Here is a 14,940-nt window from a genome sequence, read left to right on the forward strand (position 1 = left end):
AAGGAATTGATACCCAGATGACTGACAGTTCTGCGATCGCTGCTCCGGCGATCTCCTACCTCTTCGTGCCCGCGTCCCGTCCGGATCGCTTCGAGAAGGCTCTCGCAAGTGCGGCCGACGCCGTCATCATCGACCTTGAAGACGCTGTGCCGCAGGATGAAAAGGATCGCGCGCTATCGCACCTGCTGCTGGCACTAGATCAGGGGCTCAGCCGGCCGGCGCACGTGCGTATGAACGCGGCCGACTCTCCGTGGTTCGAGCGAGACCTCGAGGCCCTGGCGGAGCTCACTCAGGCGGCGCGAGCTTCACTCGCGGGCGTCGTGATTCCAAAGGCAGAGTCGGCCACCGACGTGGCCCGGGTCGCGCACGCACTCGAAGGTGCACGTCACGGTGTGCGCGACACCGAAATCATCGCGCTGATCGAAAGCGCTGTCGGGGTGTCTGCCGTGCGTGAGATCGCGGAAGTCACGGGCCTTTCGCGATTCGCGGTGGGGGCCGCAGACCTCTCGTTCGATTTGGACGTCGACCTGGTTTCGTCGACCCTCGACTGGGTCTATGCCCGGCTCGTCGTTGAGTCACGTCTCGCTGGTCTCGCGGGACCCATCGCATCGCCCCCCTTCGAGATTCAGGATCTTTCCGTCGTCGAACGGGAGGCCGTCAGGTTGCGTGGACTCGGGGCAACGGCGCAGCTCAGCATTCACCCTGCGCAGCTCCAGGCGATCCACGCAGGGTTCTTGCCGGCCCCGAAGAAGATCGAGTGGGCGCGTCGAGTCCTGGCCGCGGCTGAGGTCACCGATGGTGCAGCTCAGGTCGACGGTCAGATGGTCGATAAGCCCGTGCGCGAGCGCGCAGAGCGGATCTTGGCCCAAGTACGTTGACGGACTCCGTCCGCTCGGTCGGGGTCGGTCTGAGCGAGACGGTTGCCGCGATGGGGGTCAGAGGCTCGCCGGCAAGTGTTGACGCAGCAGCGCTGATCCCTCCGCCCAGGTAATGCCCTCTCCGGAGGCTCCAGCGAGCAGGTGCTCGACGCCGGCGCCGCACGCCGAAAGCTTCGCGGCCATCTCCTCGGGCGTCGGGGGCCTCTGCGGTGAACCGGGCGGAAAATCCAATGATCCGGTCACCGTGGTGCCGTCGGCCGTGATGACCTCGAGACGACACTCGCCGGCGAGTAGGTTGTCGACATCAGTGTCGTCGAATCGGGAATCTACCTTCGCAATCAGTTCCTGCGCAGCGGGACGTCTCACTGCTTCGTCCGAGAAGGTCTGAAAGTCTGGAAAACCATCGAGCAGCGCGCCCGCGAGTGAATACTCAAGGCTGAACTTGCCCTCGAGCCCGGTGTGAGGTTGAGAGTGGATGAGCGGCTGGACCGTACCGCGCGGAGTGCTCACCGCAATGCTGTGAATCGACCTGCCGTCGAGTTGATCCGCGAGTGACCGCATCACTCCAATGGGTCGCTGCATCGCGTAGCAGCAGGGGAACAGCTTGATTGCGAGCGCGCCCGGCACCGCGTCACCGGAAAAATCGACGCTGTCGGTCGCGCCGACGAGCTGCATCCACTCGTCGAGCACGCGGTGGTCAGACTTCGCGCCGGCTTTCGCTAGTTTCGCGGCTCTGACGCCCGCGTCGGCTGCAAAGCCGACCTGCAGGGGCTTTCCAACAGTGCCGAACGATTGCTGTATGCCGCCGGCGCTCGGCACGCTGAGGCCGATGGCGTGAGCGGTTTCCTCGACAGTCAGACCGAGCGCGAGCGACGCCGCGACTGCGGCCCCCGGGGCACCCGACGTGCACGTCGCGTGCCAGCCCCGCTGATAGTGCTTCCAACCCAGCGCCGTTCCCAGGCGCGCCATCACGCCAGCCCCCGCGAGATACGCTCCCGCGTCTCCGTCCGTCGCGAGCACGGTCGGTACGATCACCACGCTGATATGCGCGGTCGATTCCATGTGGAGGTCGTCGAAATCAAGCACGTGTCCCGTTGCGGCCCAATGTCCGGCTTCACCTAATTGCCGACTGACGGTGACGAGAGGGTGTTGCCGCGCCGCGAGGGCGACTGCGAGCGTATCAATCAGTGAACGCTGAGCGAGCGCGAGGTCCGCATCGCTCGGTCGCAGGGTATGCGCCCATTCCGCCAGCGCTTCTGCGGTGGTCATGCGCGTGACCTACCGAACTCCGCGAGAACTCGCTCGGTATGTTCGCCCAGCGCGGGCACGGCCCCCATGATGGGTTCGCCGAACGTCACCGGTGGAACGGCCACTCTGACTGGGCCGCCAGGCGTTTCGATCTCCGCCCAGCGTTCACGAGCGGCCAACTGCGGGTGAGCCGAGTACTCGGCCATCGTGCGCATCTGTGCGTTTGCGATACCAATCTCATCCAGCAATGCCTGGACTTCAGCTACTGTACGAGCGGCAAGCCGTTCTTCGATCAACTGGCCGAGTTTTCCGCGATTGGTGACCCGAAGAGAATTCGACGAATACGCGGGGTCTTCGGCGAGATCTTGCTGCTGCAGCACACGATCACAGAAGAGCGCCCACTCGCGCTCGTTTTGCAGGCCGAGAAAGAGGACACCGTCAGAGGCTTGGAAGGGTCCGTACGGCGCGATACTCGCGTGCGCCGGCCCCGAGCGCTTGGGAGCCTTTCCGGAATACTCCGCATACAAATAGGTCTGTTGCATCCACTCGCCCAGTGCTTCAAGCATGCTGATCTCAATGTGATCGCCTTGTCCCGTGCGGCCCCGCTGAATAAGCGCTGCGAGAGCACCGGAATAGGCATACATGCCCGCCGCGATGTCCGCTATGGAAACACCGACCTTCGCCGGATCCTGTTCGGTACCAGTCAAGGAGAGTAAGCCCGTTTCGCATTGGATGATGAGATCGTAGGCTTTCTTTCGTGCGTACGGGCCACTGGTGCCGAAGCCCGAGATCGAGATGGAGATGAGCCTCGGGTTGATCTCTCTGAGCGCCTCGCGGTCGAGCCCCATGCGGTCGATGGCACCCGGAGCCAAATTCGACACGAAGATGTCTGCCTTCCGAAGCATGGAGCGGAGGACACCCTGATCGTGCTCGTCTTTGAGGTCGAGAACGACGGACTCCTTGCCGCGGTTCAGCCAGACGAAGTAGCTGGCTTCTCCTTTCACCGTCGTGTCGTACCCGCGCGCGAAGTCGCCCGACGCGCGCTCGATCTTGATGACGCGCGCACCGAGGTCGGCGAGCTGCCGAGTTGCGAATGGCGCCGCGACCGCTTGTTCGATCGAGACGACGGTGAGACCAGCGAGGGGAGAGGATGTCACGGGAGCACTTCCTTGTGGCTATTGGGAGGGTTTGCGACCACGAGCGGTACGACGACGGTCATAGCGCCGGATCGGGGAGCAAGTTTCTGATAGATGTACGCTTCGAAGCAGCTATCCGAGAGTTGAGGAACGTTACTCGGCCGGGACCAGAACCGGGTGCGTCGCCTCGATCGCCGGGTCCACGAACACCTGCAGGGAATCCAGGAGCAGACCGACGTCCTGGGTGGTCGAAATCACCGTCAGAGTGCCCCGTGTGGAGCGCGGTTCCGTGTTCTCGAGACTTCGAGGCGGGAAGAGGGTGTGCCGAACCCCGTTGAGCACGACGCGTTGCTGCCCCGAAGGCACCGACGCCTTGAGTCTGAGGACGCGGTCGCCATGCCGTGCCAAGAGGGCAGTCGCCCATGTCGCAAGCGCGAGCCAGCTCAATCCTGTCGGGAGGCTGAAATCTGCAACGTGCACGTCGGCTCGCTCTGACCTCGATGCCTCCGCAAGCGCAATAGGTGCTGAAGATGATCCTGCTGGAACTGGATCTGGCGCCGCGGGGGGCGCCGGCAAGACCCGAACGTGTTCGTCGACGACGTCTTGCACCAGCAACTTCATGTGCGGGTTCCAAGATCGCATTTCTGCCGAGAGCTCGTCAATCTCACCCGGAGAAACAAGGTCGCTCTTGGCGATGACGCATGTTTCTGCGAGAGCCACGTCGCATGCGAGCAACCCTTCGGTAGACGTAGCGTCCACGTAGTGCACGTGGTTGCTCGCTTCGATGTGATGTGAGAGTTTGGGATGTTCAGAGATCAGACGCACGACGGCCGCCGGGTCTGCGACGCCGGAGGCCTCGAAGATGATCACATCGAAGGCGGATGAAGTATCGTCGAGGAGCGCGAGCAGTCGGCCGAGGAACTCGTCAGAGCGTTCGCAACAGGCACAGCCACCGCCGATGGTCTCCGCTGCATAGGTGCCCGCAGAGGATTCGAAACGGATCTCGTCATTCACCTGACCGACATCGTTGATGAGTACCCGCGGAGATGAGTAGCCAAAGTGCGCAATGAGCGCGCCGAGGCCTGAAGTCTTCCCGCTCCCGAGAGCGCCTGTTACCAGGATGATTGGCTTGACTACCGATGCCACCGGTTCATCTCCCGGAGGCTCGTTCGATGACACGAGGGTCGAGAACGTCGATCTGACGGCCGCTCATCTCTTCGAAGACTGGCCAGACGCTGCGTGCGCCGTGCGCGATCGCGGTCTTGCCAGTCGGACCCGAAAGCCGGAATGAGTCGGTGATATCGATCTGGCTGATCGAGTAGGAATAGCTCGAAAGCAGTCTCTGAAGGAGCGCGTTTCTCAGATGCGTGTGGCCGGCCTGTTCATTGCGGGTTGATTCCGCCCACGCTTGACCCCATCCAGGGCCAGTATCAACATCACATCCGCGGCACATGATCAGGTCTCCTTCGTTGAGACGGGCGTCTGGAGGGGCGCGTCGACCCCTCCAGACGCACGAGGGTCAGTCGTTTCGCACTACGGTCGGCAGAACATTCTTCGCGAAGAGCATCGATATTGCTCCGAGGAGCACCGGGACGACACCCAGCACCAGCGCAGTCGTCGTCCAGGTCACGCCAGACGACAGCATCGCCGTGATGAGGAAGCCACCAATGACGGCGCCGACCTGTCCCGACGCGTTGATGATCGATCCGCCGGTCGCCCGAGTGTGCACGGGGAAGCTCTCACCATTGAAGAAAAGGAGTGCGGCGAACGGCCCGAGCAGGAAGAACAAGCCCGCGCTGTAGAGCACGATGATCAGCACGTTGTTGTCTGACGGCGTCCAAAGCATCAACGCAAAGGATGCTGCCGCGAGCACCCACCCGATCGCGATCGTATTGCGTCGGCCGATCCGATCACCGAGCCATCCATGGAAGAGGTAACCGAAGAACGCTGTCCCATTCGAAATGATCAGGATCAATAGCGAATTACTGAACTCAATATTCTTACCGGTCTCCGAAGTCAGCATCGAGGTACCGAGGATCACGAAAGCGAGGACGCCGAGCCAGCAGAGCAGGAAGCCAAGTCCGATTGCGATCACCGCGCGCAGCGACTCGCCCTTGAAAACAGCACTGAGCGGTGCGGATGACTCGCTGATGTCGACGCCAGCCTGAGCGGCGAAATCACGCGCTTCTTCCTTACGGCCCTCAGCGAGGAGCTTGAGCGCCTGCTTGCGGTTGAGGAACTGCGGGCTCTCCTTCAGCCAGATTCCGGCAATCACGATGAAGACCGCGGGGAACACGGCAATGATGAAGCAGAGTGCCCAGCCGCCAATGGGGAAGAAGATGTAGACAGACGCTGCCGCGATCACGCTACCGACAGGCCAGCCAGCCTGGACGAGCGAGTAAATGAGTCCTCGCCGCTTCGCTTGTTCGGGACGGTTATACGTCTTCGCGTAGAGCTCGTTGAGGTAGGCAGCGTTCACGGCCTGTTCGCCGTAACCGAGACCTGCGAGCGCGCGGACCAGAAGCAAGAAGACGATCCCGACGCCTGCGGTGAGGCCGATCACCCAGCCGGCCATCGCAGTCAGGCCCGACGCAACCGCCGCGCCGGCGACCGAAATGATGATGCCCTTGCGGCGCCCAAGCTTGTCGACGATCGGGCCGATCGCGAACGCGACCAGAGCCGTGCCAATCGTCACCCAGGTATTGATATTGGTCGACTCGGACTCACTCCAGCCCATGTCCGCCGCGAAGCTCGGAAGCAGATTGCCGAACAGGACGAAATCGTAGACCGCGAAGGTCCAGGCGAAGAAGCACACCCAGCTTGCGATCCGAACATCGCGCAGAGTCACCGTATGGAGTTTGGGGGTAAAGGTAGAACTTGTCATGGTCATCGATTGATCCTCACTGATCTTCGAATTACTTGGTGGATATGGGGTTAGAGAGCTTCGGTCGCAAAGCGTTCGGCGATCGCGTCCCGGTCTGCGCCTGAAGCAATAAGTAGTCGGAGCAAAACTCGCGCCTTCGCTCCGTCAAGCGTGCCTCCGCTGATGAGGCCTTTGGCAAGAAGATCCCGCTCTGATCCTGGAAAGCCGTAGGTCGAGCGGTAGGTTGAACCGGACCCGGTGCGCGAGACGAATACCACGGGCATCTGCTCTGCGACTTCCGCCGCTCGCGTGACCGCCCAGCTCGGAAGATGCCCTCCTCCGAGCGCCTCGATAACGACTCCCGAGTAGCCCAACTGCTCGACGGATTCGAGAATTTTGAGATCCTCGTCCAAGCCGACTTTGAGGAGCGCGACTTCAGGAACAGCTTCGAAACCCTCCGACGGTACATCGACGGTTTGGGTTCGTTCCCGCGGTATCAGCGGAATGCGGACGATGCCTTCGGTGACCCACCCAACGGGGCCCAGATTGGGCGATTTGAAGGTGTCGATGAACGCGCTATGCGTCTTCCGGACGTAGCGCGCCAGGTGGATCTGGTCGGCGAAGAGCACGAGAGGGCCGAAGCCTCGGGCAAGCGGGGACGCCGCCACCTGAACGGCGGCCAGAACGTTCGCGGGGCCATCCGGACCAGCGAGACCGGAATTCCGCATCGCTCCGGTCAAAACGATGGGATTGTCTTCACCCGTCAGGAGATCGAGCAGGTACGAAGTCTCCTCGAGAGTGTCAGTACCCTGCGTGACGACGACTCCGTCCACCCCGTTGGCGAAGGACTCCTTGATGGCGTCGGCGAGTTGATGAATCACGGAGAATGTGAGGTCTCCCGATGCGCGTTGGCTGAACGTTCGGGCCTCGATTTCGGCGACCCCGGTGAGCTGGGGCACCGCCTCGACGAGACTTGAAGCCTCGAGCCGCGGAACCGCGTCTTGGCCCGACTCGGCAGGAACCGAAGCAATCGTGCCCCCGAGCGCGAACAGGGAAATCTTCGGAAGTAGCACGCTCATGTGCCGCACCTTTCAACTAGAACGAGTGGAGAAATGGTCGGTGGTCCGGAAACGCTGAGCGTCTCCGGACCACCGCCACGCAGACCCTACGGAAGTTCGCGGTCGAACGGGTAGCGGCTGTTCTGCTCGAAGGGGAAACGCTCGCGGAAATCGTCCGCGACGTTCTCGAAGGTGTCGAACGTCACGCCGGGGTGACGTGAGATGTATTCGAGAAGGCGCTCAAGCATCATGAGCACCTTCGGGCGGCCCGACACATCGGGATGGATGGTGATCGGGAAGATCGCGTACTCGTACTCGCGGTACACCCAGTCGAACTGCTCACGCCACATTTCCTCGATATCACGCGGATTGACGAAACCGTGGCTGTTCGGGCTCGCCTTGATGAACATCATCGGAGGAAGGTCATCGATATCCCACGAGAAGTTGATCTCGACGAGGTCGATCTCTTTGCCGCGAACCAGCGGCTTCATCCAGTCCTTTGCGTCCTTTGAGAAGTCGATGTTCGTCCAGGTATCTCCCGTGCGCGCGTAAAACGGCTGGAAATCATGGAACGCCTGGCTGTGGTCATAGCGGAAGCCGTTCTTCAGAAGAAGGTCGGCGGTGACGGGGGAGAGCTCGCACCAGGGTGCGATGTACCCGCGGGGCCGCTGACCGGACGCCTTCTCAATGAGCTCGATGCTCTTATTGAGCACATCCTCTTCCTGCTCGGCCGTCATCGCGATTGGGTTTTCGTGGCTGTAGCCGTGAGCCGCGAGCTCGTGGCCCGCCTCGACGATCTGGTCGATGCGGTGAGGAAAGGTCTCGATCGAATGGCCCGGAGCAAACCACGTGGTCTTCAGGTCGTATTTCTTGAAGAGGTTGAGCAGTCGCGGAATTCCTACCTCACCTGCGAACATGCCCCGCTGAATGTCAGCCGGGGAATCCTGTCCGCCGTAGGAGCCGAGCCAGCCGGCAACGGCGTCGATGTCGGCACCGATGCAGACTTTGATCTCTTTCGCCATTTCTGGTCCTTTCTCATCCGGGGACGTCCATGTCACCCGAGTACTCAGGGCTGCGAGCCGCCCTTCCGCTCCTCTGCGAATTGCGAGTAAATCCCATAGTGCATCAACCAAACGATTGGGTCAATCGTTTGTGAGATTCGCGCGTCTATTCGCGCCGCGGGCGAAGCATCATTAGACGAGAAGCCCTTCTCCGTTGTCACGTGCGTCTGCGAGAAAGAAACAATCGTTTGACCCAAACGATTGACTCAAACGATTGCAGCATGCAAGATAGCTCTACGCGGATCGAGAGCGCCACTCCATAGGCGCCCTGGGCCGCTGCCAGGAGCAAAGTCGCCCTGGCTCCGCAGGGCGAAGCGCCCGCACTCACACGGGCATCGTTGCCCAAGCAGAGAGGAATATATCAATGGCTGATATTGCGAATGTGAACGGCGTGAACCTCTGGTACGAGGTCAACGGTTCCGGTGATCCTGTGCTGCAAATTCACGGGTGCGGATTCGGGCACTTCAACTTCTCAGCAGCGACACCGATCCTTTCGCAGGAATTCCAGACGATCGACTTCGATCTGCGTGGGTACGGCCAGAGCGACCGCCCGGTGCAGCACTACGATCACGAAGTCTGGGCCGACGATTCCGTTGCGTTGCTCGATCACCTGGGCATTGAGAAGGCGCATATTCACGGTACCTCGATGGGAGGCATGGTCGCGCAGGTACTCGCCTCGAAGTATCCAGATCGCGTTCAGTCCGTCGTCATCAATTGCTCCGCAGCGAAGCTCGACTACTACGGTCGCCTGCTCTTCAAGAACTGGCGCGACATCGCCGAAGCGCACGGGCCCGATTCTCGACTGCTCGCAGAGCTCATCTCCTGGCAGGCTCTCGCGGCGCCGCACCTCGAAGCCGAAGGTGTAGCCGCCGTCGATAGCATTCAACAGATTCTCACCGACTCGAATGACACCGAAGTGTTCATCGCCGCGGTTCAGAGCATCATCGATATGGACATCCGAGAATACGCAAAGACGATTCAGTCGCCAGCTCTCGTGCTCGGCGGCGACGTCGATCCGATGACGCCCTGGGTGCAGGCCGGCGACGGCGCCGGGCAGCAATGGCTCGCCGACAACATTCCGGGAGCAGAGAAATACGTCATCAAAGGCGGCAGCCACTCGACGATCTTCGACTCCACGGATGAGCACTGCCGTGTGGTGGGCGATTTCTTCCGCCGTAACGCCATCGGTTAAGCACCATGTCACGAACGGATATGGCGGGCAGAGTTGTTGCGGTCACCGGCGCTGGCGGGGGTATCGGACAGGAAGTAGCTGTCCACCTCGCGAGCCTCGGTGCGAAGGTCGCGCTCATCGACCGCCGATCGGATCTCAATGCGGGGACCGAGCGCCGAATTGTCGAGGGAGGGATCGGTGAAGCGAGGTCGTTCGGAGTCGATGTCTCTGACCCCGAGGCGGTGAACGGGACCTTCGAGCAAATCGAGGAAGAACTCGGAAGCGTTACCGGGCTCGTCACGTGCGCGGCGATCTTGACGACGAACGTGACCGCGGAAGACGCGGACTTCGGCGAGTTCGACCGCGCGATGGCCGTGAATGTGAAGGGAACTTTTTCAGCGGCACGTGCTGCGTTCCCTCAGATGAAGGCCGCGGGTGGTGGCGCGATTGTCACGATGTCCTCGATGGCGGCGATCTCGACGCTTCCTCGCCAGTCCGTCTACACGGCGACCAAGGGCGCCGTCACAACGCTGACGCGCAGTCTGGCCCTGGATTGGGCTCGCTACGGGATCCGAGTGAATTCGGTCGCGCCGACGTTCACGGCGACTCCGATGGCGAGGAACATGCTCGCCGATACGAAGAGCGCCGCGACTATCCTGCCGCGCATCCCGCTCGGTCGCGTCGCGGAACCGCACGACATTGCAACGGTCATCGCTTTTCTCCTATCGAGCGATTCGGCCATGGTGACCGGGCACATGTTGCCGGTCGACGGCGGATGGGCCGCCGGGGAACCCACCATCGATATTTAACACGCACGAGTACGAATAAGAACACGGAAGAGGCTGAGTCAATGAAGACGAAACTATCGCGCACACTCTTAGGGACGGCGCTCGCTGGTTCTCTGGCGTTGTCCATGGCAGCATGCAGCAGCGGCGGATCGGACGCCAAAGGCGCCGGTAATGGCACCACTGCCGAAGGCGAGGGCGTCGCGAAAGCGCAGGAGCTCGTCGAGAAGGCGATCGCGCTGCCGGAATTCGGGCTTGCGGACGCGCCGAAGATCGACCTGAGCGCGGCAGCAGGAAAGCGAATCTCCATCATTCCGCTATCCAGCGAGAACCCCTATGTCATGGACATCTTGAAGAGCGCGAAGGCGGTCGCTGAGGACCACGACGTGACGGTGAATGTGTTCGAGAATCAGGGACAACCGAACCAGTGGGCGCAGGGCATCGATCAGGCCGTGGACAACGGAGACGATGCAGTGGTGCTCCTGGGCGGCGCCGATCCGAAACTCGTAGTGCCCCAGCTCACGCGTGCCAAAGAGGCAGGACTGAAGATCATCGTGGGTCACCTGTATCAGTCCGGCGATAAGCCCCCGGCCGAGGTCGCAGACCTTATCGACGGTTACACCACCGCGCCCTTCACACAGGCAGCTGAACTCCTCGCGGATTACGCCGTGGCGAAGTCGGGGGAGAGCAGCCGCATCCTCTACCTCACTTCGGACGAAGTCGCACCGGCCGTGAGTCAGAAGGAGGCATTCCAGGCTGAGGTGAAGGATCTCTGCGATGACTGCACCGTTGATGTCGTGAATGTTCCAGTGACGGATTGGGCGTCGAAGCTCGCTACCGAGACGCAGTCTTACCTGGTGGCGAACCCCGACACCGACTGGGTGATTCCGATCTACGACAGCATGGTGCCCCCGACCATCTCGGGCATCAACCAAGCCGGGAAGGCGGCGGAAGTGAAGGTAGCCAGCTTCAATGGCACGCCGTCCATCTTGAAGTTGATCCAGGATGGTACGCCTCTGGCCGCGGACATCGGCGAGAGCGTGGACTGGCTCGGCTACTCGGTCATGGACTCGGTATTCCGAGTGTTCGACACCGGCGAAGGTCTGCCCGGAGGCGACGACAAGATGCCGCTTCGTATTTTCGACGAGTCAAACATCGACGAGGCGGGGACGCCTCCGGTAGCCACTGACGGCTATGGCGACGCTTATGTCGAGGGCTACGCCAAACTGTGGACGGAGTGAGACGAATGGCGAACACGACGACCGGCCGATTGATCGGCCTGAACGCGATCGTCACGGGCGCGGCATCCGGTATCGGGAGGCAGACCGCACTTCGATTCGCCGAGGAAGGAGCGACAGTACTCGCTGCGGACTTGAGCGCGGACGGCCTCACGAAGATCAAAAGCGAGATCGAGGGATCGGGCGGTACGTGCCATACGCACGTTACGGACGTGACCGATTCCGGTACCGTCTCAGCGCTCTTCGAATATTCGGACGAGGTGTTCGATGAATTGAACTGTGTTGTCAACAATGCCGGCATCACTTTGACCGGTGGTGTGCACGAAATCTCGGAGTCCGATTGGGACCGCGAAATGACGATCAATGTCAAGAGCATCTACTTGATGTCGAGAGAGGCGTGGCCCAGGCTGCAGAAGTCTGCCAATGCCAGCATTCTGAATACTGCTTCGATCGCCGGTTCTTGGGCGATCATGTCGGACGCCGCCTACTGCGCTTCGAAGGCCGCTGTTGTGATGCTGACGAAGTGCATGGCTCTCGATGGCGCCCGCGAAGGGATTCGGGTCAATTGTGTCTCGCCGGGGTTCATCGATACTCCGATGATCCACGGATTCTTCCGCGACCAAAGCGACCCGGCGGCTGCGCGGGCGGGTGCGATTGCATCTCACCCGTTGGGCCGACTCGGACATCCCAGCGACATCGCCAACGGCTACGTCTATTTGGCGTCCGGCGAGGCGGAATGGGTAACCGGCACCGACCTCACGGTCGATGGCGGGCTGACGTCGGGGCTCTGGAGCCCGGGAGAATGAACGATGACGACAACTGAAGTCGGGCAGACGCCCGTGGTGTCGGTTAGGAACTTCTCGAAAACGTTCGGCGGCGTGACAGTTCTGGATTCCGTGGCGCTCGATGTATACCCGGGCGAAGTGCACGGCCTGCTCGGCGAGAACGGGTCAGGGAAGTCGACCTTCATCAAGGTGCTCGCCGGCTTCCACGCGCCCGATGACGGGGCGGAGCTGGTCTTCAACGGCGAGCCCGTCCAGCTGCCCCTCGCGCCCGGCCAGTTCCGGGCGTTGGGGATCAGCTTTGTGCACCAAGATCTCGGAATGGTGCCTGACCTAAGCGTCCTCGAGAACATGTCGATCGGCGAGAGCCTCGCTGGCAGCGCGCTGTCGGCGATTCCATGGGGAAAGCGTGGAGCGGCACTCACGGCTCTCCTGCGAAGCTACAGCATACAGGTGGATGTACACGCGACGGTGGGCTCGCTGGAGCCGACCGAGCGGGCATTGCTTGCGATTGTGCGGGCGGTTGAGGAGCTGAAAGGACACATCAGCGAAGGCAATCCAGCCCTGATCATTCTCGATGAACCCACCGTTTTCCTGCCGGAGTCGGGCGTGCGGCGAATGTTCGCGTTGATCCGCGAGATGGTGCAGCAGCAAGCATCGGTCATCTTCGTGTCCCATGATCTCGACGAGATCATGGAGCACACGGATCGACTTTCTGTGCTGCGTAACGGACGGCTTGCTGGGAGCCTGAAGACGTCGGAAGCCACTCAAACCGAGGTCATCGAATTGATCATCGGGCGTGCGCTCGCACAGGCGCACCTTCGCGAGCAGCACACGGTTGCAGTCGCTGCTGACGAGGTGTGTCTTCGCGTGAAGGGCCTGACAACGCCTCTGCTCAACGACGTAGATCTCGAGGTGCACCGGGGCGAAATCGTCGGCATAACCGGACTGATGGGATCGGGTTATGACTCCGTTCTCTACGCGATCTATGGCCAGAACGCGGAGTCGCGCTGGGAGGGATTCGAGTTCACTGGCCGGCGTGCTGACGCGAAGTCCTGGAAGCCGAAGAACGCGATCGATGCGGGGATGGGGTTGATTCCTGCGGACCGTAAACGAGACGGTATTGCGCCGGAACTCTCCGTGCACGAGAACGCCATGCTCCTGATGCTGAATAAGTACGCGAAAGCTGGCGTCTTACGTATGAGCGAGATGAGACGGCGGAGCCGACAGCTGCTCGAGGAGTACGACGTCAGACCTCGGCGCCAGGATATTGCCATTGGTTCGTTGAGCGGTGGCAATCAGCAGAAAGTTGTGCTCGCGCGGTGGCTGCAGATCGCACCCAAGCTGTTGCTCCTCGACGAGCCGACTCAGGGAGTCGACATCGGCGCGCGCGAGCAGTTGCTGAACGAAATCGTCGCTTGTGCCACGGAGAAGGACATGGCCGTCATTTGCGCGAGTACGGACTATGAACAGCTCGAACGGATCTGTAGCCGCGTGCTCATCGTCGAGGACGGCGCGATCGTCGGTGAGCTGCGAGGTGAGCACGTGGTCAAAGAGAACATTGCTCAGTGGGTAATGAATAAGGACGTGAGGAAGTAAGGTGTCGAGTACTGAAAAACTGGCGACCGAGGTCACACAGGTGATCCCGCCGGAACGTCCGACCGTTTGGGATCGATTTCGTTCATTGTCGAGCGGTTATGCGCTGGTGGGAGCTTGGATCGTAGTCTTTGCGCTTTTCAGCATTCTGCGTCCCGATGTGTATCCGACCGTTTCGAACGTTACTACCATGTTGGGATCGCAAGCGGTCCTTCTGGTGCTCACCCTCGGATTGATCGTTCCGCTGACAGTGGGCGATTTCGATCTGTCGATCGCGGCGGTCTTGACCACCTCCTCGATGACCACGTCGATACTCAACGTGAAGATGGGCCTGCCCATCATGGTGGCGGTGGTGATCGCGATCGCCATCGGCGCGCTCGTTGGTCTCGTCAATGGCCTACTCGTGGTGAAGTTGGACCTTGACTCACTTGTCGTGACGCTCGGCATGTCCACACTGCTGACTGGTGTCGTGCAGTGGATCAGTGCGTCGGAAACGATCACGGGGGTGTCGAAGGGGCTGTTGGAGTGGGTGACGATGAACCGCTTCCTGGGGATCGCTCCATCCTTCTGGTACGGCCTCGTGCTGACGATCATTATCTGGTTCGTTTTCACGAAGACACCCCTGGGGCAGCGTCTCGTCTTTGTCGGGAGGAGTCGTGACATGTCACGACTTAACGGCATCTCAGTCGATCGCGTTCGTATCGGTGCTTTGGTGACATCGGCGACGGTCGCGAGCTTGGCTGGGGTGCTGTACACCGGGACGCTCGGCGGAGCAGACCCCTCCTCAGGGCTCAGCTTTATGTTGCCGGCGTTCGCCGCGGCGTTCCTCGGAATGACCGCTATTCGACCGGGCCGGTTCAACGCGATCGGTACCTTCGTCGCCGTGTACTTCCTCGTTAGCGGGATCACGGGACTGCAGCAACTCGGTTTGAAGAGCTTCGTCCAGCAACTGTTCTACGGTGGAGCGCTCATCATCGCCGTGGCTCTTGCCCGCCTCGCGAGAAAGTCGCGATGAGGTAGCTGTACGCTGCGTCGGGGGGGGGGGGCCGCAAGGGGGGGTGGTGGGGGGGGGCGGGGGGTTGTGTTGTTGCCCCCCCCGACCGGGGGGGCGCGGGGGGGGGGGG

The 14,940-nt window shown here is 61.3% G+C and carries 13 protein-coding genes; 7 read left to right on the plus strand and 6 right to left on the minus strand.

Annotated elements, in window-relative coordinates; translation table 11 throughout:
* Nucleotides 1-17 precede the first annotated feature (17 nt).
* Entirely contained in the window at nucleotides 18-878 is an 861-nt protein-coding gene (locus WFH00_RS10675; RefSeq protein ID WP_336660817.1) for an HpcH/HpaI aldolase/citrate lyase family protein, read from the plus strand.
* Between the two features lie 57 nt (nucleotides 879-935).
* Here WFH00_RS10675 and WFH00_RS10680 read toward each other — a convergent pair whose 3' ends face one another.
* The 6 genes from WFH00_RS10680 to WFH00_RS10705 form a co-directional block, all read right to left on the minus strand.
* Nucleotides 936-2,147: an MmgE/PrpD family protein gene (locus tag WFH00_RS10680; protein WP_336660818.1), complete on the minus strand. Its 1,212-nt coding sequence runs from the start codon at nucleotides 2,145-2,147 to the stop codon at nucleotides 936-938.
* Nucleotides 2,144-3,283 carry a CaiB/BaiF CoA transferase family protein gene (locus WFH00_RS10685; RefSeq protein ID WP_336660819.1) on the minus strand — a complete coding sequence of 380 codons (1,140 nt, stop codon included), beginning with the start codon at nucleotides 3,281-3,283 and terminating at the stop codon, nucleotides 2,144-2,146. Before WFH00_RS10685 ends, WFH00_RS10680 begins: the two co-directional genes overlap by 4 nt.
* Nucleotides 3,284-3,415: 132 nt before the next feature.
* The gene (locus WFH00_RS10690) at nucleotides 3,416-4,408 is read right to left on the minus strand and encodes a GTP-binding protein (RefSeq protein ID WP_336660820.1); all 993 of its coding nucleotides are present in this window, start codon (nucleotides 4,406-4,408) and stop codon (nucleotides 3,416-3,418) included.
* Nucleotides 4,409-4,781: 373 nt separating this feature from the next.
* Nucleotides 4,782-6,110 carry an MFS transporter gene (locus WFH00_RS10695; protein ID WP_336660821.1) on the minus strand — a complete coding sequence of 443 codons (1,329 nt, stop codon included), beginning with the start codon at nucleotides 6,108-6,110 and terminating at the stop codon, nucleotides 4,782-4,784.
* Between the two features lie 86 nt (nucleotides 6,111-6,196).
* The gene (locus tag WFH00_RS10700; protein ID WP_336660822.1) at nucleotides 6,197-7,204 is read right to left on the minus strand and encodes an asparaginase; all 1,008 of its coding nucleotides are present in this window, start codon (nucleotides 7,202-7,204) and stop codon (nucleotides 6,197-6,199) included.
* A gap of 86 nt (nucleotides 7,205-7,290) precedes the next feature.
* On the minus strand, nucleotides 7,291-8,205 hold the full coding sequence (locus WFH00_RS10705) for a polysaccharide deacetylase family protein (RefSeq protein ID WP_336660823.1): 915 nt from the start codon (nucleotides 8,203-8,205) through the stop codon (nucleotides 7,291-7,293).
* A gap of 403 nt (nucleotides 8,206-8,608) precedes the next feature.
* Between WFH00_RS10705 and WFH00_RS10710 the strand changes: the two genes are divergently transcribed.
* The 6 genes from WFH00_RS10710 (at nucleotide 8,609) to WFH00_RS10735 (ending at nucleotide 14,831) form a co-directional block, all read left to right on the plus strand.
* Entirely contained in the window at nucleotides 8,609-9,436 is an 828-nt protein-coding gene (locus tag WFH00_RS10710; protein WP_336660824.1) for an alpha/beta fold hydrolase, read from the plus strand.
* A 5-nt stretch (nucleotides 9,437-9,441) separates the two neighbouring features.
* On the plus strand, nucleotides 9,442-10,224 hold the full coding sequence (locus WFH00_RS10715) for an SDR family NAD(P)-dependent oxidoreductase (RefSeq protein ID WP_336660825.1): 783 nt from the start codon (nucleotides 9,442-9,444) through the stop codon (nucleotides 10,222-10,224).
* A gap of 104 nt (nucleotides 10,225-10,328) precedes the next feature.
* A complete protein-coding gene (locus tag WFH00_RS10720; protein WP_336660826.1) occupies nucleotides 10,329-11,441 on the plus strand; it encodes a sugar ABC transporter substrate-binding protein in 1,113 nt (370 codons plus the stop codon).
* 5 nt (nucleotides 11,442-11,446) lie between these two features.
* Entirely contained in the window at nucleotides 11,447-12,244 is a 798-nt protein-coding gene (locus WFH00_RS10725) for an SDR family NAD(P)-dependent oxidoreductase (RefSeq protein WP_336660827.1), read from the plus strand.
* 3 nt (nucleotides 12,245-12,247) lie between these two features.
* On the plus strand, nucleotides 12,248-13,819 hold the full coding sequence (locus WFH00_RS10730; protein WP_336660828.1) for a sugar ABC transporter ATP-binding protein: 1,572 nt from the start codon (nucleotides 12,248-12,250) through the stop codon (nucleotides 13,817-13,819).
* Nucleotide 13,820: 1 nt separating this feature from the next.
* The gene (locus tag WFH00_RS10735) at nucleotides 13,821-14,831 is read left to right on the plus strand and encodes an ABC transporter permease (protein ID WP_336660829.1); all 1,011 of its coding nucleotides are present in this window, start codon (nucleotides 13,821-13,823) and stop codon (nucleotides 14,829-14,831) included.
* Nucleotides 14,832-14,940: the final 109 nt, after the last annotated feature.

Source organism: Leucobacter sp. USHLN153, assembly GCF_037145615.1.
Lineage (GTDB): Bacteria > Actinomycetota > Actinomycetes > Actinomycetales > Microbacteriaceae > Leucobacter.

Bases quoted from the DNA above. Each gene is read 5' to 3' on its own strand.
- WFH00_RS10675 (WP_336660817.1), top strand. From the start codon at position 18: ATGACTGACAGTTCTGCGATCGCTGCTCCGGCGATCTCCTACCTCTTC.
- WFH00_RS10680 (WP_336660818.1), bottom strand. From the start codon at position 2,147: ATGACCACCGCAGAAGCGCTGGCGGAATGGGCGCATACCCTGCGACCG.
- WFH00_RS10700 (WP_336660822.1), bottom strand. From the start codon at position 7,204: ATGAGCGTGCTACTTCCGAAGATTTCCCTGTTCGCGCTCGGGGGCACG.
- WFH00_RS10705 (WP_336660823.1), bottom strand. From the start codon at position 8,205: ATGGCGAAAGAGATCAAAGTCTGCATCGGTGCCGACATCGACGCCGTT.
- WFH00_RS10710 (WP_336660824.1), top strand. From the start codon at position 8,609: ATGGCTGATATTGCGAATGTGAACGGCGTGAACCTCTGGTACGAGGTC.
- WFH00_RS10715 (WP_336660825.1), top strand. From the start codon at position 9,442: ATGTCACGAACGGATATGGCGGGCAGAGTTGTTGCGGTCACCGGCGCT.
- WFH00_RS10720 (WP_336660826.1), top strand. From the start codon at position 10,329: ATGGCAGCATGCAGCAGCGGCGGATCGGACGCCAAAGGCGCCGGTAAT.
- WFH00_RS10725 (WP_336660827.1), top strand. From the start codon at position 11,447: ATGGCGAACACGACGACCGGCCGATTGATCGGCCTGAACGCGATCGTC.
- WFH00_RS10730 (WP_336660828.1), top strand. From the start codon at position 12,248: ATGACGACAACTGAAGTCGGGCAGACGCCCGTGGTGTCGGTTAGGAAC.